Below are 20920 nucleotides of genomic sequence, written 5' to 3'. Positions count from 1 at the left end.
CCACCGTCCTGTGGACCCGCCCGCCATGCGGCGGGTCCGCAGGACACCGATACTGGAACGCATGGCTGACCTCCCAGAAGCGCTCGAACCGATCGGTTCGGTGACCCGGACCGAAGTAGGCCGCGAAGCCACCGAGCCGATGCGGGAAGACATCCGCCTGCTGGGCGCGATCCTCGGCGACACGGTGCGCGAGCAGAACGGCGACGAGGTGTTCGACCTCGTCGAACGGGCCCGGGTGGAATCCTTCCGGGTGCGCCGCTCCGAGATCGATCGGGCCGAACTGGCCGGCATGTTCGACGGGATCGGCGCCCGGGCCGCGATCCCCGTCATCCGCGCCTTCACCCATTTCGCACTGCTGGCCAATGTGGCCGAGGACATCCACCGCGAACGCCGCCGTGCGGTGCACGTCGCGGCCGGTGAGCCCCCGCAGAACAGCACCCTGGCCGCGACGTACGCGAAACTCGACTCCGCGCAACTCGATTCGAAGCAGGTGGCCGAAGCGCTGACCGGGGCGCTGGTGTCCCCGGTGATCACCGCGCATCCCACCGAGACCCGCAGACGCACGGTGTTCGACACCCAGCACCGCATCACCGAGCTCATGCGCCTGCGGGCGCACGGCCACGACACCACCGACGACGGCCGCAGCGTCGAACTCGAGTTGCGACGGCACATCCTCACGCTGTGGCAGACGGCGCTGATCAGGTTGTCCCGCCTCAAGATCCAGGACGAGATCGAGACCGGACTGCGGTACTACCGAGCCGCGTTCTTCGACGTCATCCCCCGCGTCAACGCCGAGGTGCGGTCCGCGCTGCAGGCCAGGTGGCCGGGCGCCGACCTGCTCGCCGAACCGATCCTGCGGCCGGGTTCGTGGATCGGCGGCGACCGGGACGGCAACCCCAACGTCAACGCGGACGTGGTGCGACTGGCCACATCTCGCGCCGCCTACACGGCGCTCGAGCACTACTTCGAGGAATTGACCGCGCTGCAACAGGAGCTGTCGATGTCGGCGCGGCTGGTGCACGTCAGCGACGACCTCGCCGCGCTCGCCGACGCCTGCCACGAATCCGCCCGCGCCGACGAACCGTACCGCCGCGCGCTGCGGGTGATCCACGGCCGGCTCACCGCGACCGCCCGCGAGATCCTCGACAGCCAGCCCGAACACGAGCTGGACCTGGGCCTGGACCGCTACGCCACGCCCGCCGAGCTGCTGGCCGACCTCGACGTCGTCGACGCGTCGCTGCGGGCCCACGGCAGTTCGGTGCTGGCCGACGACCGGTTGTTCCGGCTGCGAGAAGCCGTGCGGGTGTTCGGGTTTCATCTCTCCGGCCTCGACATGCGGCAGAACTCCGACGTCCACGAGGAGGTCGTGGCCGAACTGCTGGCCTGGGCGGGTGTGCACGACGACTACGCGGCGCTGCCGGAACCCGAACGCATCGAGGTGCTGGCCGCCGAACTCGCCACCCGCCGCCCGCTGACCTCGGAGCGCGCCGAATTGTCGGAGCTGGCCCGCAAGGAGCTGGGCATCGTGCGCGCCGCGGCGCGCGCCGTGCAGGTGTTCGGCCCGCCCGCGGTGCCCAACTACATCATCTCCATGTGCGAGTCGGTCTCCGACATGCTCGAGGCGGCGATCCTGCTCAAAGAGGCGGGGCTGCTGGACGTGTCGGGCGACGAACCGTACGCACCAGTGGGCATCGTGCCGCTGTTCGAGACGATCGACGACCTGCAGCGTGGGTCGTCGATCCTCGAGGCGGCACTCGACCTCCCGCTGTACCGCGCGATGGTCACCGCGCGGGGGGAGAGCCAGGAAGTCATGCTCGGCTACTCCGACTCGAACAAGGACGGCGGCTACCTCGCCGCGAACTGGGCGCTCTACCGTGCCGAACTCGACCTCGTCGAATCCGCCCGCAAGACCGGAATCCGGTTGCGGCTCTTCCACGGTCGCGGCGGCACCGTCGGCCGCGGTGGCGGTCCCAGCTACGACGCGATCCTCGCGCAACCGCCGGGTGCGGTGAACGGGTCGCTACGGATCACCGAACAGGGTGAGGTCATCGCGGCCAAGTACGCCGAACCCCGCATCGCCCACCGCAACCTCGAGACGTTGGTCGCCGCGACGCTGGAGTCGACGCTGCTCGACGTCGAAGGTCTGGGTGACGAAGCCGGCCCGGCCTACGAGGTGCTCGACGACCTCGCGGCCCGCGCGCAACGCGCCTACGCCGAACTGGTCCACGAGACACCGGGATTCGTCGACTACTTCAAGGCCTCCACGCCGGTCAGCGAGATCGGGGCGCTCAACATCGGCAGCAGGCCCGCCTCCCGCAAGCCGACGACGTCGATCTCCGATCTGCGCGCGATCCCGTGGGTGCTGGCCTGGAGCCAGTCGCGGGTCATGCTGCCGGGCTGGTACGGCACCGGCAGTGCGTTCGAGCAATACATCAACGAGGGGGAGGATCGCCTGGAGGTCCTGCAGGATCTCTACCGGCGCTGGCCGTTCTTCCGTACTGTGCTGTCGAACATGGCGCAGGTGCTGGCGAAGTCGGATCTCGGTCTGGCCGCCCGCTACTCGGAGCTGGTCGAGGACGAGGATCTGCGGCACCGCGTGTTCGACAAGATCGCCGACGAACACGCGCGCACCATCCGGATGCACCGGCTCATCACCGGCCAGGACGATCTGCTCGCCGACAACCCGGCGCTGGCCCGGTCGGTGTTCAACCGGTTCCCCTACCTCGAACCGCTCAACCACCTGCAGGTCGAACTGCTCCGCCGCTACCGGTCCGGCGAGGACGACGAACTGGTGCAGCGGGGCATCCTGCTCACGATGAGCGGGTTGGCGACGGCGCTGCGCAACAGCGGCTAGAGGCCGGTCGAGCGGCGGACTGCGCTCAGCGCGCCGCGCACCGCGTTCTCCGTCGCGGCCAGCGGGCCCAGCACCGCCTCGCCCATGCCGACGAGGCGTTCGACGCGGCCGACGATGCCCTCCATCCGGTCGACCAGCCCGATCAGCCGCGGGGCGAGATCGTTGATCTGGTTGATGGTCTCGTTGAAGCGTTCCAGCGTGTCGTCCAGGGTGGCGGTCGACCTGTTGAGGTCGTCGAGGGTGTCGCTGAGGCCGTCCAGGATGGTGTCGACCTGTTCGACCGTCACATCGGCGTTGAGCGCCGCCTGAGCGAGCTTCCTGATGCGCTCGGTGCCCGTACGCGTGCTGCGACCGCTTCTGTCCACCATGATCAGAGCTTAGAAGCCGCATCCTCGTCGAGGAACCACACCGTCGACTCGGTGCCGACCGCACCCGCGGCGGGCCAGTCGTCGGGATCCGCGCCGCCGACCGCGGCGGCGACCGCCTCGGCCTTGCCCTCACCCGACACCACCAGCCACACCTCACGAGACCGCTGAATCGCGGGCAGAGTCAACGTGATCCGCTGCGGCGGCGGCTTGGGGGAGTCCGGCACACCGACCACCATGCGGTGGGTCTCACGCACCGCGATGGTGTGCGGGAACAGCGAGTTGACGTGCCCCTCGGGACCCATACCGAGCAGGTGGACGTCGAACGCCGGAGTGGGTTCACCGGATTCCGACTGCGCCGCGAGCACCTGCTCGTAGGCCAGCGCGGCCGCGTCGAGGTCGTCACCGAACTCGCCGTCGGCAGCGGGCATCGCGTGCACGTTCGCGCTCGGGATGTCGATGCGGGACAGCAGCGCTTCGCGGGCCTGCTTGTCGTTGCGCTCGTCGTCGTCCTCCGGCACGTACCGCTCGTCGCCGAAGAACAGGTGCACCTTGGACCAGTCGATGCGATCGTCGTGGGTGCCCAGGCGTGCCAGCAGCTTGATGCCGGTGCCGCCGCCGGTCAGCACGATGTTCGCCCGCCCGCGGAAGTCGACGGCCGAGACGATCTCGTCGGCGAGTCGATCCCCGACAGCCGCGACCAGCGCATCGCTGTCGGGATACTTCCGTACGGTGGCGGTCATACGTATTGCACCTTCTCGATTCCCTGCAGCGCCTCGAAGTAGATCTCGTCAGCATCGAGGCGGCGCATGTCCTCCGCCAGGCACTCGCGAGTCTCCCTGCGCGCCAACGGAACCAGGGCCTCCGGCTTCGCGGTGCGGGTGATCTTCGCGGTGATGCCCTCCTGCGGGCGACTCAGCGTGATCGTCTCGCTGTCCCGCACCAGTTCGACCTTGAGCTCGCCGACGGCGCGCTGTACGGGGCCGTCGATGCGGCTGGCCAGCCAGCCTGCCAGGACGTCCAGGGCGGGCTCGGTCTCGAGGCCCGACACCAGCGCCGAGTTGATCTTCTCGTGGGGCGGCTGATCGACCGCCGCGGTGAGCAGCGCCCGCCAGTAGGTGATCCGGCTCCACGCCAGGTCAGTGTCCCCAGGGGTGTACCCCCGCAGCCGGCCCTTGATGGATGCCAGCGGATTCTCTCCGTTGGTGGCGTCGGTGATCCTGCGAATCGCCAGCCTGCCCAGCGGATCCTGTGCCGGGACATCGGGTGCGACGTCCGGCCACCAGGTCACGACGGGGGTGTCGGGCAGCAGGAACGGCGTCACCACGCTGCTCGCGTGGTTGGCCAGCGGCCCCGAGAGGCGAAGCACCACGACCTCGTTGGCGCCGGCATCGCTGCCGACGCGCAGTTGGGCGTCCAGCCGCGCCTTCTCCGCACGCCGGTCCCCGGGGGCGACCACGATGACGCGACACGGGTGTTCACGGCTCGCCGCGTTGGCCGCGTCGATGGACTCCTCGAGGACGGCCTCGGTGTCCGGGGCGATGACCAGCGTCAGCACCCGGCCCAGGGTGATGGCGCCGCCCTCCTCGCGGAGCGCGACGATCTTCTTGTTGATGGCACCGGTGTCGGTGTCGGGCAGGTCGAGGATCACTAGGGACGCCTCCATTCGCGTCCGGTCCGGCGCAGCATCTCGAAGGCCGAATCCGGGCCCCAGCCGCCGGATTCATAGGGATCGGGTTTCCCGTGGGATGCCCAGTAGTCCAGCGCGGGATCGAGGATCTTCCAGGCCAGCTCGACCTCTTCGTTCACCGGGAACAGCGACGGCTCACCGAGCAGCACGTCGAGGATCAGCCGCTCGTACGCCTCCGGCGACTCCTCGGCGAACGCCGAACCGTAGGAGAAGTCCATGCTGACGTCGCGGACCTCCATCTGGTTGCCCGGCACTTTGGAGCCGAACCGCAGCGTGATGCCCTCGTCGGGCTGCACCCGGATCACCAGCGCGTTCTGCCCGAGCTCCTCGGTCATGGTGGCGTCGAACGGAAGGTGCGGCGCCCGTTTGAAGATCAGCGCGATCTCAGTGACCCTGCGGCCCAAGCGTTTTCCGGTACGCAGGTAGAACGGAACACCGGCCCAGCGGCGGGTGTCGACGTCCACGGTGATCGCCGCAAAGGTCTCGGTGGTGGAGGTCTTCGAGAAGCCCTCCTCCTCCAGGAGCCCGACCACTCGCTCGCCGCCCTGCCAGCCGGCCGTGTACTGACCGCGCGAGGTGGTCTCGTCGAGCGGCTCGGCGAGCCTGCTCGCCGAGAGCACCTTGATCTTCTCGGCCTGCAGCTCGTCGGGGGAGAAGCTGACCGGCTCCTCCATCGCGGTGAGCGCCAGCAGCTGCAGCAGATGGTTCTGGATGACGTCACGCGCTGCGCCGACGCCGTCGTAATAGCCGCCGCGCCCGCCCAAGCCGATGTCCTCGGCCATCGTGATCTGCACGCTGTCCACGTAGTGCGAATTCCACACCGGCTCGAACAGCTCGTTGGCGAAGCGCAGCGCGAGGATGTTCTGGACGGTCTCCTTGCCCAGGTAGTGGTCGATCCGGAAGACCGACGACTCGGGGAAGACGTTGTTGACGATGGCGTTGAGGTCTTCAGCGCTGCGCAGGTCGTGGCCGAACGGCTTCTCGATGACGACCCTGCTCCAGTGGCCGTCGGTCTTCTTGGCCAGGCCCGTGCTCGACAGCTGCTCGAGCACCTGGGGGAAGGCCTTCGGCGGAATCGACAGGTAGAAGGCGTGATTGCCGCCCGTCCCGCGTTCGGCGTCGAGCTTGTTCAGCGTCTCCGCGAGCTGCTCGAAGGCCTTCTCGTCGTCGAAGGTGCCCTGGACGAACCGGATCCCCTCCGAGAGCCGGTCCCACACCTCCTGACGAAAGGGCGTGCGGGCGTGCTGTTTGACCGCGTCGTACACGACCTCGCTGAAGTCCTCGTCGGCCCAGTCCCGCCGGGCGAATCCGACGAGCGAGAACGTCGGCGGCAGCAGGCCCCGGTTGGCGAGGTCGTAGATGGCGGGCATCAGCTTCTTGCGGGCGAGATCGCCGGTCACGCCGAAGATCACCACACTGCACGGACCGGCGATCCGCGGCATCCGCTTGTCGCGCTTGTCCCGCAGCGGATTACGCCACTCGGGGGCGGCAGCGTCGACTGCGCTCATGCCGGCCTAGGACTTCTTCTCGTCGAGCTGGCCCTGGGTGGCCTCGAGCAACTCCTGCCACGATTTCTCGAACTTCTCCACGCCTTCGTTCTCGAGGGCCAGGAACACGTCGGTGAGGTCGATTCCCACCGCCTCGAGCTTGTCGAACACCGCCTGCGATTCGGCGGCCTTGCCGGTGACCGTGTCGCCGGTGATCACCCCGTGGTCGGCGACCGCCTCGAGCGTCTTCTCCGGCATGGTGTTCACCGTGTTCGGCGCGACCAGTTCGGTGACGTAGAGGGTGTCGGAGTAGTCGGGGTTCTTGACGCCGGTCGACGCCCACAGCGGCCGCTGCACGCGGGCGCCCTCGGCCTTGAGCTTCTCGAAGCGCTCCCCGCCGACGAAGACCTCCTCGTAGGCGGCGTAGGCCAACCGGGCGTTGGCCACGCCGGCCTGACCCCGCAGCGCCAGCGCCTCCTCGGAACCGATCTTCTCGAGCCGCTTGTCGATCTCGGTGTCGACGCGGGAGACGAAGAACGAGGCAACCGAGTGGATCGTCGACAGGTCGTGGCCGGCCTCCTTGGCCTTCTCCAGACCGGCGAGGTAGGCGTCCATCACCGCGCGGTGGCGCTCGACGGAGAAGATCAACGTCACGTTGACCGAGATCCCTTCGGCCAGCACGGCGGTGATCGCCGGCAGGCCCTCCTTCATCGCCGGAATCTTGATCAGCAGGTTGGGCCGGTCGACGATCTTCCACAGCTCGATCGCCTGCAGGATCGTTTTGTCCGCATCGCGGGCGAGCCGCGGGTCGACTTCGATCGACACCCGGCCGTCGACGCCGCCGGACAGTTCGTACTGCTTGGCCAGCACGTCGCAGGCGTTGCGGACGTCGTCGGTGGTGACGGTGCGGATGGTCGCGTCGACGTCGGCACCGCGTTCGGCGAGTTCCTTGACCTGGGCGTCGTACGCGTCGCCCTTCGAAAGCGCGGCCTGGAAGATCGACGGGTTGGTGGTGACCCCCACGACGCTGCGGGTGTCGATGAGTTGTTGCAGATTGCCGGTCTGCAGGCGCTCACGGGACAGATCGTCGAGCCATACGGACACACCCGCGGCGCTGAGCGCTTCGAGATTCGAATTCTGGGTCATGGTCTTGCTTCCTGGCTAGTTGTTGATGGTGCGTTCCGCTGCGGCGGCCACGGCCTCGGCGGTGAAGCCGAACTCGCGGAACAACGTCTTGTCGTCGGCGGACTCCCCGTAGTGCTCGATGGAGATGATCTCGCCGGTGTCGCCGACGAGCTTGTACCAGCTCTGGGCCACCGCGGCCTCCACGGCGACCCGCGCGGAGACGTTGGGCGGCAGCACGCTGTCGCGGTATTCCTTCGGCTGCGATTCGAACCACTCCACACACGGCATCGACACCACGGCGGCGTTGATGTCCTTGTCCGCCAACAGCTTCTTGGCCTCGACGGCCAGCTGCAACTCGGAGCCGGTGCCGATCAGGATGACGTCGGCCCCGGTGGCGTCCCCTCCGCCCAGCACGTAGCCGCCGCGGGCCACACCGTCGGAGTCGGTGCCCTCGAGCACCGGGACGCCCTGGCGGGTCAGGATGAAGCCGACCGGACCGCTGCCGTTGCCGCGCGCGATGATGCTGCGCCACGCGTAGGCCGTCTCGTTCGGGTCACCCGGCCGGACCACCGACAGGTTCGGGATCGCCCGCAGCGCCGCGAGGTGCTCGATCGGCTGATGGGTGGGGCCGTCCTCCCCGAGGCCGATCGAATCGTGGGTCCAGATGTAGATGGTGTCGATGTCCATCAGCGACGCCAGCCGCACCGCGGGGCGCATGTAGTCCGAGAACTGCAGGAACGTGCCGCCGAAGGCGCGGGTCGGGCCGTGCAGCACGATGCCCGACAGGATCGACCCCATCGCGTGCTCGCGGACACCGAAGTGCAGCACCCGGCCGTACCAGTCGGCGGTGAAGTCGTCGGTCGAGATCGACGGCGGCCCGAACGACTTCACACCCTTGATCGTGGTGTTGTTGCTGCCCGCCAGGTCGGCGGATCCGCCCCACAGCTCGGGCAGCTTCGGCGCGACGTCGTTGAGCACCTGACCGAATGCGGCACGCGTGGCGACCGCCTTCGAGCCTGGCTCCCAGTGGGTGAGGTCGGCGTCCCAACCGTCGGGCAGTTCCTCGGCGGTGAGCCGGTCGAGCAGCTTCTTGCGCTCGGGCTCGCGCTCAGCCCAGGCGTCGAAGTCGGTCTGCCACTTCTCGTGGGCCTCCCGGCCGCGGTCGACGAGCTTGCGGGTGTGCTCGATGACCTCGGGCCGCACCTCGAACGTCTTGTTCGGGTCGAAGCCCAGCACCTCCTTCACCGCGGCGACCTCGTCGTCGCCGAGTGCCGAACCGTGCACCCCACCGGTGTTCATCTTGTTCGGCGCCGGATACCCGATGATCGTGCGCAGCGCGATGAACGACGGGCGGTCCGTCACTGCTTTGGCGGACTCGATGGCTTGTTCTATTCCAATGACGTTCTCTCCGCCCTCGACCTCCTGCACGTGCCAGCCGTAGGCGCGGTAGCGGGCCGCGACGTCCTCGGACAGCGCGATGTTGGTGTCGTGCTCGATGGAGATCTGGTTCTGGTCGTAGAACACGATGAGGTTGCCCAGCTGCTGGGTGCCGGCCAGTGAGCTCGCCTCGCTGGTGACGCCCTCCTCGATGTCACCGTCGGAGGCGATCACGTAGATGTAGTGGTCGAACGGGCTGGTGCCGGGGGCGGCGTCGGGATCGAACAGGCCGCGCTCGTAGCGGGCCGCCATCGCCATGCCGACCGCGGAGGCGAGACCCTGGCCGAGCGGGCCGGTGGTGATCTCCACGCCCTTGGTGTGGCGGAACTCCGGATGCCCGGGGGTCTTGGACTTCCAGGTCCGCAGCGACTCGATGTCCTCGAGCTCGAGCCCGAAGCCGCCCAGGTACAGCTGGATGTACAGCGTCAGGCTGGAATGGCCGCAGGACAGGATGAAGCGGTCCCGGCCCAGCCAGTGCACGTCGCTCGGGTCGTGGCGCATCTGCCGCTGGAACAGCGTGTAGGCCAGCGGCGCCAGGCTCATCGCCGTGCCGGGGTGGCCGTTGCCGACCTTCTGCACCGCATCCGCCGCCAGCACCCGGACGGTGTCGACCGCGGTCGAGTCCAGGTCGGTCCAGTCGTCGGGGTGGTGGGGTTCGGTCAGCGTCGCGATCTCGTCGACGGTGGTCACTTGGCTCGCTCCTTGGTGATGTTCGGTCAGCGGCCGCACACAACCATCGGACCGCAGCCTCAACCCTAGTGCTCGCGGACGGGCCGCCGCATGCTGCATGCGGGCGGAATCCGTCCTCCCGTTACGGTAGTACCGCGGAACCGACCCTGCGGTCGTCCGCATGGTGTCCGGCGGTCTACCATCGTCTGTAGTAGATGTTGCGCGGCGGCTGTGACCATCACCAAGCGGAAGACCATCAACATCGGACCACCGCCAACGATGAGGAGTTGACTGCGTGAGCATTCGCGAGCGCCACCTCAGCCATGGGGCGCCGTCTCGCATCCGCACCACGGTGTTGGCATATCTGGCGCTGACGAAACCCCGCGTGATCGAGTTGCTGCTGGTCACCGCCATTCCGGCGATGCTGCTGGCCGATCGCGGCACGGTGGACCCGCTGCTGATCCTCAACACGCTGATCGGTGGGATGCTGGCCGCGGCGGGCGCGAACACGCTCAACTGCGTCGCCGACGCCGACATCGACAAGATGATGAAGCGGACCGCACGCCGTCCGCTGGCGCGCGCGACCGTCCCCACCCGCAACGCCCTGATCTTCGGGCTGGTGCTGTCGGCTGCCTCGTTCGCCTGGCTGTGGATCAGCAGCAACCTGCTGTCCGGCCTGCTGGCTCTGGCGACCATCGCGTTCTACGTCTTCGTCTACACCCTGCTGCTCAAACGCCGCACCTCTCAGAACGTGGTGTGGGGCGGGGCCGCCGGCTGCATGCCGGTGATGATCGGCTGGTCGGCCGTCACCGGCACCATTCAATGGCCGGCCCTGGTGATGTTCGCGATCATCTTCTTCTGGACGCCGCCGCACACCTGGGCGCTGGCGATGCGGTACAAGGACGACTACAAGGCGGCCGGGGTGCCGATGCTGCCCGCGGTGGCCACCGAGCGTCAGGTCACCCGCCAGATCCTGATCTACACCTGGCTGACCGTGCTCACCACGCTGGCGCTGGCCCTGGCCACCGGTTGGCTGTACGCCTCGGTCGCCGCGCTCGCCGGCGCCTGGTTCCTGGTCATGGCTCACCAGCTCTACAACGGCGTCAAGCGCGGGGAGCCGGTCAAGCCGCTGCGGCTGTTCCTGCAGTCGAACAACTACCTGGCCGTGGTGTTCTGCGCGCTGGCCGTCGATTCGGTGCTGGCGCTGCCGACGCTGTTCGGCTGACCACCGCTCTAGAGCCGCACACCCGTCTGCGGGTCGAAGCGGTGCACGTCGGCCGGGCGCGCGGACAGGTCCACCGAGGCGCCCGGGGCGATGTCGGCGAGTTCGGCCGCGGTCACCACACTGGTCAGCTGCTCACCACCGGCCCGCACCGTGACGATCGCGCGGGGACCCAGCAACTCCACCAGTTCGACCGTGGCGGCACCGTCGGCGCGCGCGGACAGCGTCAGGTCGTCGGGCCGGACACCGATCGTCACCGCGGCGGAGTCGGGGCCGCCGACGGCGATGCGCAGCCCGGATTCGCACCGCAGTTCACCGGCCGCGACCGCGCCGGTGATCAGGTTCATCTTCGGACTGCCGACGAACGTGGCGACGAACGTGTCGGCCGGGCGCTGGTAGACCTCGGCCGGGGGAGCGGCCTGGGCGATCTGCCCGTCGCGCATCACCACGATGCGGTCCGACAGCGTCATCGCCTCTTCCTGGTCGTGCGTGACGTAGAGCGAGGTGATCCCGAGCCGGCGCTGCAGGCGCAGCAACTCGGTGCGGGTCTCCACCCGCAGCTTGGCGTCGAGGTTGCTCAGCGGCTCGTCGAACAGGAACACCGAGGGTTCCCGGATGATGGCGCGGCCGATCGCCACGCGCTGCTGCTGGCCGCCCGAAAGATCCTTGGGCTTGCGCGCGACCAGCTTGCCCAGCCCGAGCGATTCGGCGATGTCGTCGGCCCGGCGCAACGCCTCGGCGCGCGGGATGCGCTTGGCGCGCAGCGGGAACGCGATGTTCTCCCGCACCGACAGGTGGGGGTAGAGCGCGTAGTTCTGGAACACCATCGCGATGTCGCGTTCCTTGGGTTCCAGCGCGGTCACGTCGCGATCGCCGATGCGGATCGACCCGGAGCTGACCTTCTCCAGCCCGGCGAGCATGCGCAGCGACGTGGTCTTACCGCAACCCGACGGGCCGACCAGCACGGTCATGCTGCCGTCGGTGAGTTCGAGGTCCAGACCCGAGACCACGGTGGCGTCGCCGTACGCCTTGGTGACCGCGGAGAAGGTGACCGATGCCATGTGTGTGAGTTCCTCGCTACTAGTACTTGACCGCGCCGCCGCTGATCCCCTGGACCAGGCGTCGCTGGATGAAGAAGCTGGCGACCACCACCGGCACGATGGCGATCATGATCGCGGCGCTCATCGTTCCGATCTGGACGCCGCGGAAGGTGTTGAAGTTCGAGATCGCCACCGGCAGGATCGCGGCGTTGCCGGGCGCCAGGATCAGCCCGTAGAACATGTCGTTCCACGACAAGGTGAACCCGAAGATCCCCGCGGCGCCGATACCGGGCAGCACCTGCGGCAGCACCACCAGCCGGAAGGCCTGCCAGCGGGTGAACCCGTCGACGCGGGCCTGCTCCTCCAGCGAGGCCGGGACGGCTTCGAAGAACCCGATCAGGAACCACGTGACCAGCGGCAGCACGAACGACAGGTGCGCGAAGATGACCGGCACCAGCGTGTCGGTCATCCTCAGCGCCTGGGCCATGGTCAGGAACGGGAACACCATGACCGCGGGCGGGACGACCTGGGCGGCCAGCATGCCGAAGCGGGTCAGCGACCCACCGGCGCGGTACTTGGCGATCACATAGGCGCCCATGCTGCCGACCACCAGGCTCACCGCCACGGTGACCACACCGACCAGCACGCTGCGGCCGGCTGCGGCGAAGATGCCCGACTCGAACACCGATCGCCAGTTGTCCAGGGTGGGGCCGAAGGCGATGAGGAACGGCTCCGACATCTGTGCCGGCGTCTTGAAGCTGGCCAGCGCCACCCACGCGATGGGGAACAGCACGAACACCAGGGCCGCGGTCAGCACGGCGATGCGCAGCACTTCGAGGGGCCGCGGCCGGGCCGCGGGACGGGAGGGTTTCACCGGACGGTGGTCCTTTCGCGGCTGCGCTCCATCGCTCGGAAGGCGATCACGATCACCGCCAGCACCAGCACCAGCACGATGAACGCCATGGCGCTGGCCTGGGCGAGCCGGAAGAACTGGATGCCCTCGAGATACATGAAGTACTGCAGGGTCTGGGTTTCGGTGCCCGGCCCGCCGCGGGTGGTGGCGTAGACGTACTCGAAGACGCGCAGTGCGTCGAGGGCGCGCAGCAGCACCGCGACGGTCAGCACCGGCGCCAGCATCGGGATCAGCACCCGACGCAGGCGATAGACGGGGCCTGCGCCGTCCACGCGGGCGGCCTCCATCGGCTGCTTGGGCATCGACTCCAGCCCCGCCAGGATGAGCAGCACCATGAACGGGGTCCACTGCCACACGTCGATGAACGCCAGCGTCAGCAGCGCCTTGCCGGCGCCGAAGAAGTCGTAGTCGGCGCCCACCGCGTGCAGCAGCGCGGGGATGGCGCCGATCTGGTCGTTGAGCAGGAACCGGAAGATCAGGCCCACCGCGATCGGGGTGATGAACATCGGCGCCAGCACGATCGCCCTGGACAGGTCCTTGGCCCACTTCTGCTGGTGCAGGGCCAGCGCGAGCGCGAATCCGAGGACCAGTTCCAGGGACACCGCCACCACGACATAGATCGCGGTGGTCGCGAACGCCTCCCAGAACGCGGGGTTCGACAGCGCCGAGCCGAAGTTCGCGATGCCGACGAAATCCGGCGCCCGCCGGTCGGTCAGCCGGTAGTCGGTGACCGACAGGTAAGCCGCATAGCAGAGCGGGAATCCGACGGCCACGCCGAACAACGCGAGCAGCGGCATCAGCATGCCGTACTTGAATCTCATGTTCTCGTTCCCGCGGCCGTCGGATTCCCTTGTGTCACTGCTGGATTCGCTCTGCGGCCGCCTGTGCGTCGCGCAGTGCGTCGGCGACGCTCTTGTTGCCGGCTGCGGCGTCGTTGAGCTCGGTTCCCACGGCTTGGATCATCTCCTCACCGCCGCGGCCCTGCGAAAGCGGGGCGGCGTCGGCCAGGATCTCACCGACGACGCGGTAGTACTCCTCGCCGTACCCGTCGGCCAGCACCTTCGGATCGGTCAGCGAACCCTTGCGGGTCACCGCTCCACCCGCGGCGACACGCTGGGCGTCGACGGCGGGTGAGGTGATCCAGGACGTGAACGCCCACGCGGCGTCGGGAGCCGCCGAATTCGCCGGAATCGCCCAACTCCACAGGCCGAGTGCGGACTTGCCGCCGGGGATCGGCGCGAGCGAGAACTGTCCGGCGCGTTCGCCCGACGCACCGGCCGGATCGTTGAGGGCGGGCAGGTTCCAGTTGTATCCGATCATCGAGGCGGCGTTGCCTCCGGAGACCGAGCGGAACGCCTCGTCGAAGCCCCAGGCCAGGCTGTTCGCCGGGGCCGCGGTGCGGTAGGTCTCGATGTAGGCGTTCAGGGCGCGGGCGGCTTGCTCGGTGTTCAGCGTCGGCTTGCCGTCCTCGTCGTAGATCGACCCGCCGGCGGCGAACAGCCAGTTGGCCCACTCCTCGAAGATCTTGTAGCCGCGCTGCGGCTGCATCGCGATGCCCGCGCGGTCGCCGGCCTTGAGCCGCTGCGACGTGGTGACCAGCGCGTCCAGATCGGCGGGCACCTCCAGCTTCGCGGCCTCCAGGTCGCGGGTGTTGTAGATGTAGCCCAGCGCGTAGTTGTAGAACGGCACCCCGTAGGTCGTGCCGTCGACGTCGGTGATGTCGGTCAGCGACGGGAAGAAGTCGTCGGGCTGGTAGTCGCTGGTGGCGGAGATCCGGTCGTTCAGCGGCTCGAGGAAGCCGGCGGCGGCGAAGTCGTCCATCCACGGGTTGTCGACGACGATCAGGTCGTAGGCCGGTTCGGCGGCCTGGAACGACGACACCAGGCGGTCGCGCATCTGGTCGAACGTCATGGTCTCGATCTGGACCTTGATGTCGGGGTACTTCTCGTTGAACTGCCCGACCATGCCCTGCACGATCTCGGTGTCCGGCACGTTTTCCATCAGCACCCGCACGGTGGCGTTGGTGTCGGTGGGGATGTCACCCAGTCCCGACGAACTCTGCTCGTCGCCGGAACCCCCTGATCCGGCGCAGCCGCTCAGGACCAGTCCGGTGGTCACGGCCAAAGCCGGCAACCATCGCGTGGCATTCCGCCGCGCTGGGCGCCGGCCGAGCATCGGGATCTTCATGGGTACTCACTTCCTACTGGTTGGACTGGATCGAGTGCACCGGGTCGGCGGGGCCCGGCTCAATCCATGTACGCACCGCCGTTGACGGAGAGCGCTTCCCCGGTGATGAACCGGGCGTCCTCGGAGACCAGGAACGCCACCGCACGGGCGACGTCGTCCGGTGTCTGCAGCCGGGCCAGAGGTGTTGCGTCGACCCAGCTTTGGCGTACCGCATCGGGGGTGGAGCCGGTGAGCTGCGCTTCCCATTCCAGTTCCCGCGACTGCATCGGGGTCGCGACGAAGCCCGGGCACACGCAGTTGACGGTGATCTGGTGGGCCGCCAGTTCGAAGGCCATGGCCTGCGTCAGGCCCAGGACGGCGAATTTCGAGGCCACGTAGTCGGAGAGGAACGGCACCCGGCCCTGTTTGGCGGCCATCGACGCGGTGTTGACGATGGTGCCGGCCCGGCCGGTGCGGATCATCGCCCGCGCGGCGGCCTGTCCGCAAAAGAACACCGCCTTGGTGTTGATGTCGAGCGAGCGGTCGTACTGCGCGGGCGTGACGTCGACGAAGCGCTCCATCGCCGACACTCCCGCATTGTTGATCCAGGCGTCGAGCCCGAGCCGGTCGGCCACGTCGTCGGCCAGCCGGCCCGCGGCCGCGGCGTCGGTGACGTCGAGTTGCAGCGCCTCGTGGCCCGGGTCGGCGGTGCCCTCGAGTCCCGCGACGGTTTCTTCGGCGCCGGCCAGGTTGACGTCGGTGACGATCACCCGCCAGCCACGGCCGGCCAGCGTCGTCGCGATCGCGCGGCCGATCCCGGATCCGGCGCCGGTGACCACGGCGGTGTGGAGCGAGGGTGAAACGGCAGTCATCACTGGGCCTTTCGGGCGAGTTGGTGGGAGACGGGGGTGAGCACGTCGCCGAGGGCGCGCCACTGGGCGTAGGCGTCGGCGTAGCGCTCGACGTGGCGGCGGTCGGGTTCGACGGCGTCGCCGAGGGTGAGGAAACGCTCGGCGCCGTCCCAGTCGTCGAGTGCGCCGACGCCGATGGCCGCGATCACCGCCGCCCCCAGCGACGCGCCCGGATGGCCGATCACCGGATGCAGGGGAGTGTCGAGGACGTCGGCGAGGATCTGCTTCCACAGCACCGATCTGCTGCCGCCGTTGGTGACCATCGCCCGCTGCAGCGGTACGCCGATCGAGGCGAACACGTCGGTGTGGTGCTTGAACCCGAAGGCGATCGCCTCCAGGACGGCGCGATACATGTCGGCCCGGGTGTGAGCGAGGTCGAGGCCGACGAACGCGCCACGCAGATCCGGATCGTGCAGTGGGCTCTTCTCGCCGAGAAAGTAGGGTAGACAGAGGATTTCAGCGGCACCCCGTTCGGCGGCCTCGTCGTCGAGCTGCAGGAGGTCGACACCGCCGGCAAGCGTCTGGAACCACCGGATCAGGCTGCCGCTGGTGGCCATGCACCCGTTGGGCAGCCAGCGGCCCGGCACCGGATGCGCGTCGAGGTACAGGCGGCCGTCGATGACCGGGGTGTCGCTGGCGGCCAGCACGTCGCCCGCGCCGCCCAGCTTCACCAGCCAGTCGCCGGCGGCGTTGACACCCGCCGCGTACGCCGACAGGACGTGATCGGCCCCGCCCACGATCAGCGGGAGCCCCTGTGGCAGTCCGGTGGCGGCCGCCGCTGCGGCACTCAGCGTTCCGGCCTGCGCGCCGGGCGTCAGCACGTCGGGGACGATGTCGTGGGCCAGGCCGGCGGCGTCGTACATCGGTGCGTAGCGTTGTCCGTCGGTGGTGCCGAGGCCCGACTCGATCGCCCAGTTGAGTTCGACGTGGGGTGCGGCGCCGAGGGCCATCAGCACCCAGTCGTAGGACCCGACGAGGCGTGCGGTGCGCGCCCACGTCTCGGGTTCGTTCTCCCGCAACCACATCGCCGTCGGCGCCACGGACTGCTGGGTGATCGCCGATCCGGTGGCCGCCAGGACGTCGTCGGAGTCGAGCGCGCCGCGCAGGCGCTCGATCTGGGCGGTGGCGCGGGCGTCGTTCTGCAGCAGGGCCCGGCGCACAGGGGCGCTGTCGGCGGCCACGGGCACCACCGCGGGCACCATGCCGGTGGTGGACAGCGCGCCGACCTGCTCTGGGGCGACGCCGGATTCGTCGAGGACGGAGCGAATGGTGCTGTGCGCGTTGCCGATCCACTGTGACGGATCGGCCTCGGCGTGTCCCGGCGCATCGGCGAACAGCCGACTCTCCCGGGAGGCCTGGGCCACGATGCGCGCCGTGACGACGTCGATGAGCACCGTCTTGGTTCCCGTGGTGCCGATGTCGACACCGATCGTGAACTGCGACATGCCGTCCTCTCGTCTCGCTCGGGTACTGACCGTACCGGTTGTCTGTTAGATTCTCACATGTTGTGTGTAACCGTCACGTAAATCGCTGTGCTGCTCCACGTTGACTGTTATCTAATAACAACAGTATGTCGACGACAACCGTGAGAGGCGTTCCATGACCAATTGGCTCGATGAGGTGTTCGCGGTCCAGAAGCCGGTGATCGCGATGCTGCACCTGGCTGCGCTGCCCGGCGATCCCGGATATGACTCCGCGGCCGGTCTGCGCGCCGTGGTGGACCGCGCCAAGGGCGAACTCGCCGCACTGCGTGAGGGCGGCGTCGACGGCGTGATGATCTCCAACGAGTTCAGCTTGCCGTACCTCACCAAGACCGAACCCATCACCGCCATCACGATGGCACGGATCATCGGCGAACTGCTTCCCGACCTGACGCTGCCCTACGGCGTCAACGTGCTGTGGGACGGCCGGGCGTCGATCGACCTCGCCGTGGCCACCGGCGCACAGTGGGTGCGGGAGATCTTCACCGGCGTCTACGCCAGCGACTTCGGCCTGTGGGACACCAACGTCGGCGCCGTCGCCCGCCACCGCCACCGCATCGGCGGGGCCGGGGTGAAGCTGCTGTTCAACATCGTGCCGGAGTCGGCGGCCTACCTGTCCGACCGCGACCTCGCGTCGATCACCAAGACGACGGTGTTCGCCACCCGTCCCGACGGTATCTGCGTCTCCGGGCTGACCGCAGGCGCCTCCACCGACTCCCAGGCGCTGCAGGTGGTCAAGGACGAGGCCGGCGACGTGCCGGTTTTCGTCAACACCGGCGTGCGCGCGCACAACGCGGCCGAGCAGCTGTCCATCGCCGACGGAGCCATCGTCGGGACCTACTTCAAGGAGGACGGTGTGTTCGAGAACCGCGCTGTCCAATCCCGGGTGACCGAGCTGATGACCGTCGTGCGGGACTTCCGCGCCACGCTGTGAGGGCGGCACTGTGAGCGTGCGGGAGATGCCGCCGTCGGTGGGTGAACTGGAGGACCTCGCCACGGCCGCGGCCCAGACGGGTGCGCAGCTGTGCCTGATGCGCATGGGTGAGCCGATCACGGTGAGCACCAAGAGCGCCGCCGGGGACGTCGTCACCCCGGTCGACCGGGCTGCGGAGGAGGCGGTGCGTGCGGTGCTGCTCGACGAACGTCCGGCCGACTCCCTGCTGGGGGAGGAGCTGCCCGCGCACTGCGGTACCAGCGGGCTCGAGTGGGTCATCGACCCGCTCGACGGCACGACCAACTACACCCGGCTGATCCCGTACTTCGCGACGTCGGTGGCGGTCCGCCGGACCTCCGACGGCGCCTGGCTGGCCGGTGCGGTGAGCGCACCGGCCCTGGGCGCGACATGGAGCGCCGCCAGGGGCGGCGGCGCCCAGCTGAGGTCGCCCGCGCAGCGGGCGGTGCTGCCGTTGCAGCTGCCCGCGACCACGGCACGGCTGATCGGCACGGGTCTTTCCTACGACCCGGGTCGGCGCCGCAGGCAGGTCCGGGAACTCGGAGCCCTGCTCGCCGATTACACCGACATGCGTCGGTTCGGCGCGGCGGCCGTCGATCTGTGCCTGGTCGCCCAGGGCAGCCTGCACGCGTTCGTCGAGGACGACCTCGCCGTGCACGACTGGGCGGCGGGTGCGCTGATCGCCGAGGAAGCGGGCGCGACGGTGTACCGGCCGACCGACGGCGACGAGACCGTCTCGGCCACCTGGGTCTGATCAGCCCGCCGCTGTGGGGCGGGTGCCCGGCCGGGCGGCGTCCACGCACACGACCTGCACACCCCTGTCGCGCAACGTCTCCAGCGTCGGATGGTCGGGTGGGCCGTCGGTCACCAGCACCGAGATCTCCGACGGCGGCGCGACGTTGATGAGCTGGACGCGGCCGAGTTTGGTCGCATCGGCGGCCACGATGACCCGGTCGGCCGACCGCATCGCGGCCTGTTTGACGTTGCCTTCTTCGCGGTGGTACTCCGATGCGCCGCGTTTGCCGTCGACGCCGGCGATACCCATGACGTAGGTGTCGCAGTTGTAGCGCAGATAGAAGTCCTCGGCCTCGGCGCCGATGAGGCTCAACTCGCCGGGGCGCACCTTGCCCCCGGTCAGCAGGATCGTGGTGTCGGGTTCGTCGGCGAGTTCCACGGCGACCAGCACGCTCGGGGTGATCACGGTCAGCCCCAGCCCGCGACCCCGCAGGGCGCGCGCGACCGCGAGCACGGTGCTCCCGCTGTCGAGGATCACCGTCTCCTGCGGGTGCAGCAGATCGGCCACCGCACTGGCGATGTGGATCTTCTCGTCGGCCGCTTCGGCCGCGCGCGCGGCGAACGACGGCTCGGTGGACTTACCGCCGAACGCGATCGCCCCGCCGAGCACGCGGCGGGCGATGCCCTGATCCTCCAGCCGCTCGATGTCGCGCCGGATCGTCATCTCCGAAACGCCGAATTCCTCGGCGAGCGAGGCGAAGTCGACTTCCCGGTCGGTGTCGATCCGGGCGGCGATCGCCGCGCGCCGCGCATGCGCGTTCAGGGAGGGCACCCCTCAAGCGTAGGGCACAAAGTGTGAAAAGTTCACACCGATCACAGATCGTTACGGGACCAGAACCACCGATCCCACGGTCTTGCGCCCCTGCAGATCGCGGTGCGCCCGCTCCGCCTCCCGCAGCGGATAGTGCTCGCTGACCGTCACCGTGATCGCACCCTTCGCGATCGCATCGAGTACCTCGCCCGCGCGCCAGGCGAACTCGTCGGGCGTGCGGGTGTGGTGCGCGAGGTTCGGCCGGGTGAGGAACACCGAACCGGCGGTGTTGAGCCGCTGCGGGTCCACCGGGGGGACGGGTCCGCTCGCGGCGCCGAACAGGGCCAGCGTCCCGCGGACGGCGAGGCTGGCCAGGCTGGCGTCGAAAGTCGCCGCGCCCACGCCGTCGTAGACCGCGGCCACCCCGTTCCCGCCGGTCAGTTCCCGGATCCTGGCGCCGAACTCCTGTGGATCGTCCGGGTAGTCGAGCACCTCGATGGCGCCGGCCTGCCGGGACAGCTCGGCCTTCCGCGGAGTGGACACGGTGGTGATGACCTTGGCGGCCAGGCTGGTCACCCACTGGGTGAGGATCAGCCCCACGCCGCCGGCGCCCGCGTGCACCAGCACGGTGTCGCCCTGGGCGACCGGGTAGGTGGACTTGATCAGGTAATGGGCCGTCATCCCCTTCAGCAGCGACGAGGCGGCGACCGCGGGCGCGACGCCGTCGGGCACGTACGCCACGAAATCTGCCGGCGCCAGGGCGTATTCGGCGTAGGCGCCGAGCGCCTTGTCGGTCACCACTCGGTCGCCGACCCGCAGCGCCGCGACGTCGTCGCCGACGGCCTCGATGATGCCGCAGACCTCGCTGCCCACGATGAAGGGCACCTCCCGCGGATAGAGGCCCGACCGGAAATAGGTGTCGATGAAGTTGACGCCCATGGCCTCGGCCTTGATCAGGACCTGGCCGGGACCCGGCGTGGGTTGCGGCTTTTCGACGTGGGTGAGGACCTCGGGACCGCCGGTTTCGGTGACTTCGATCGCGTACATGCGAACCATCATCCA

Annotated in this window: 18 protein-coding genes; 4 read left to right on the top strand and 14 right to left on the bottom strand. The window is 68.8% G+C overall.

The genetic code is table 11. The features are described 5' to 3' along the window. Positions 1-61 precede the first annotated feature (61 nt). Positions 62-2854, top strand: a complete 2793-nt coding sequence (gene ppc / locus G6N30_RS09260; RefSeq protein ID WP_134052090.1) for a phosphoenolpyruvate carboxylase — start codon at positions 62-64, stop codon at positions 2852-2854. Here the strand turns inward: ppc and G6N30_RS09255 are convergent. The 6 genes from G6N30_RS09255 to tkt are packed head-to-tail and all read right to left on the bottom strand — an operon-like array spanning position 2851 to position 9648. Next, positions 2851-3222 (bottom strand): ATPase, encoded by a 372-nt coding sequence (locus G6N30_RS09255; protein ID WP_134052089.1) that lies wholly within the window; start codon positions 3220-3222, stop codon positions 2851-2853. The genes ppc and G6N30_RS09255 overlap by 4 nt on opposite strands. 2 nt (positions 3223-3224) lie before the next feature. After that, positions 3225-3962, bottom strand: a complete 738-nt coding sequence (pgl, locus tag G6N30_RS09250) for a 6-phosphogluconolactonase (RefSeq protein WP_134052087.1) — start codon at positions 3960-3962, stop codon at positions 3225-3227. Continuing rightward, a complete protein-coding gene (opcA, locus tag G6N30_RS09245) occupies positions 3959-4870 on the bottom strand; it encodes a glucose-6-phosphate dehydrogenase assembly protein OpcA (RefSeq protein ID WP_134055102.1) in 912 nt (303 codons plus the stop codon). Before opcA ends, pgl begins: the two co-directional genes overlap by 4 nt. Beyond that, positions 4870-6417 (bottom strand): glucose-6-phosphate dehydrogenase, encoded by a 1548-nt coding sequence (gene zwf / locus G6N30_RS09240; protein ID WP_134052085.1) that lies wholly within the window; start codon positions 6415-6417, stop codon positions 4870-4872. Before zwf ends, opcA begins: the two co-directional genes overlap by 1 nt. 6 nt (positions 6418-6423) lie before the next feature. Beyond that, positions 6424-7542, bottom strand: a complete 1119-nt coding sequence (gene tal / locus G6N30_RS09235) for a transaldolase (protein ID WP_134052083.1) — start codon at positions 7540-7542, stop codon at positions 6424-6426. Between the two features lie 15 nt (positions 7543-7557). Then, positions 7558-9648, bottom strand: a complete 2091-nt coding sequence (gene tkt / locus G6N30_RS09230; RefSeq protein WP_134052081.1) for a transketolase — start codon at positions 9646-9648, stop codon at positions 7558-7560. Between the two features lie 274 nt (positions 9649-9922). Between tkt and G6N30_RS09225 the strand changes: the two genes are divergently transcribed. Next, positions 9923-10852, top strand: a complete 930-nt coding sequence (locus tag G6N30_RS09225; protein WP_134052079.1) for a heme o synthase — start codon at positions 9923-9925, stop codon at positions 10850-10852. Positions 10853-10860: 8 nt separating this feature from the next. Here G6N30_RS09225 and G6N30_RS09220 read toward each other — a convergent pair whose 3' ends face one another. Genes G6N30_RS09220 through G6N30_RS09195 form a run of 6 tightly spaced genes read right to left on the bottom strand, consistent with a single transcriptional unit; the run spans position 10861 to position 17324 of the window. Next, positions 10861-11910 carry an ABC transporter ATP-binding protein gene (locus G6N30_RS09220; RefSeq protein WP_134052077.1) on the bottom strand — a complete coding sequence of 350 codons (1050 nt, stop codon included), beginning with the start codon at positions 11908-11910 and terminating at the stop codon, positions 10861-10863. 19 nt (positions 11911-11929) lie between these two features. Beyond that, complete coding sequence (locus G6N30_RS09215) at positions 11930-12763, bottom strand: carbohydrate ABC transporter permease (RefSeq protein WP_134052075.1); 834 nt, start codon at positions 12761-12763, stop codon at positions 11930-11932. Then, positions 12760-13623 (bottom strand): carbohydrate ABC transporter permease, encoded by an 864-nt coding sequence (locus G6N30_RS09210; protein ID WP_134052073.1) that lies wholly within the window; start codon positions 13621-13623, stop codon positions 12760-12762. Before G6N30_RS09210 ends, G6N30_RS09215 begins: the two co-directional genes overlap by 4 nt. 34 nt (positions 13624-13657) lie before the next feature. Beyond that, positions 13658-14989: an ABC transporter substrate-binding protein gene (locus tag G6N30_RS09205; protein ID WP_134052071.1), complete on the bottom strand. Its 1332-nt coding sequence runs from the start codon at positions 14987-14989 to the stop codon at positions 13658-13660. Between the two features lie 59 nt (positions 14990-15048). Next, on the bottom strand, positions 15049-15840 hold the full coding sequence (locus G6N30_RS09200) for an SDR family NAD(P)-dependent oxidoreductase (RefSeq protein WP_134052069.1): 792 nt from the start codon (positions 15838-15840) through the stop codon (positions 15049-15051). Next, entirely contained in the window at positions 15840-17324 is a 1485-nt protein-coding gene (locus G6N30_RS09195) for an FGGY-family carbohydrate kinase (RefSeq protein ID WP_134052067.1), read from the bottom strand. Before G6N30_RS09195 ends, G6N30_RS09200 begins: the two co-directional genes overlap by 1 nt. 154 nt (positions 17325-17478) lie before the next feature. Here G6N30_RS09195 and G6N30_RS09190 point away from each other — a divergent pair, with 154 nt between their 5' ends. Continuing rightward, complete coding sequence (locus G6N30_RS09190) at positions 17479-18294, top strand: BtpA/SgcQ family protein (protein ID WP_134052065.1); 816 nt, start codon at positions 17479-17481, stop codon at positions 18292-18294. A gap of 10 nt (positions 18295-18304) precedes the next feature. Then, entirely contained in the window at positions 18305-19066 is a 762-nt protein-coding gene (locus G6N30_RS09185; protein WP_234880083.1) for an inositol monophosphatase family protein, read from the top strand. Here the strand turns inward: G6N30_RS09185 and G6N30_RS09180 are convergent, their stop codons facing one another. Next, positions 19067-19879 (bottom strand): DeoR/GlpR family DNA-binding transcription regulator, encoded by an 813-nt coding sequence (locus G6N30_RS09180; RefSeq protein WP_134052063.1) that lies wholly within the window; start codon positions 19877-19879, stop codon positions 19067-19069. It lies immediately after the preceding gene. Positions 19880-19930: 51 nt separating this feature from the next. Then, the gene (locus G6N30_RS09175; RefSeq protein WP_179965571.1) at positions 19931-20905 is read right to left on the bottom strand and encodes a quinone oxidoreductase family protein; all 975 of its coding nucleotides are present in this window, start codon (positions 20903-20905) and stop codon (positions 19931-19933) included. Positions 20906-20920: the final 15 nt, after the last annotated feature.

The organism is Mycolicibacterium litorale (genome assembly GCF_010731695.1).
In the GTDB taxonomy this organism is placed as follows: Bacteria; Actinomycetota; Actinomycetes; order Mycobacteriales; family Mycobacteriaceae; genus Mycobacterium; species Mycobacterium litorale.
The sequence above is the reverse complement of the archived record's forward strand: the minus strand, read 5'-3'. Positions and strand labels throughout refer to the sequence as shown.

Coding starts and splice junctions, on each gene's coding strand:
- ppc (WP_134052090.1), top strand. CDS start 62: ATGGCTGACCTCCCAGAAGCGCTCGAACCGATCGGTTCGGTGACCCGG.
- G6N30_RS09255 (WP_134052089.1), bottom strand. CDS start 3,222: ATGGTGGACAGAAGCGGTCGCAGCACGCGTACGGGCACCGAGCGCATC.
- pgl (WP_134052087.1), bottom strand. CDS start 3,962: ATGACCGCCACCGTACGGAAGTATCCCGACAGCGATGCGCTGGTCGCG.
- zwf (WP_134052085.1), bottom strand. CDS start 6,417: ATGAGCGCAGTCGACGCTGCCGCCCCCGAGTGGCGTAATCCGCTGCGG.
- tal (WP_134052083.1), bottom strand. CDS start 7,542: ATGACCCAGAATTCGAATCTCGAAGCGCTCAGCGCCGCGGGTGTGTCC.
- G6N30_RS09220 (WP_134052077.1), bottom strand. CDS start 11,910: ATGGCATCGGTCACCTTCTCCGCGGTCACCAAGGCGTACGGCGACGCC.
- G6N30_RS09210 (WP_134052073.1), bottom strand. CDS start 13,623: ATGAGATTCAAGTACGGCATGCTGATGCCGCTGCTCGCGTTGTTCGGC.
- G6N30_RS09205 (WP_134052071.1), bottom strand. CDS start 14,989: ATGAAGATCCCGATGCTCGGCCGGCGCCCAGCGCGGCGGAATGCCACG.
- G6N30_RS09200 (WP_134052069.1), bottom strand. CDS start 15,840: ATGACTGCCGTTTCACCCTCGCTCCACACCGCCGTGGTCACCGGCGCC.
- G6N30_RS09195 (WP_134052067.1), bottom strand. CDS start 17,324: ATGTCGCAGTTCACGATCGGTGTCGACATCGGCACCACGGGAACCAAG.
- G6N30_RS09190 (WP_134052065.1), top strand. CDS start 17,479: ATGACCAATTGGCTCGATGAGGTGTTCGCGGTCCAGAAGCCGGTGATC.
- G6N30_RS09175 (WP_179965571.1), bottom strand. CDS start 20,905: ATGTACGCGATCGAAGTCACCGAAACCGGCGGTCCCGAGGTCCTCACC.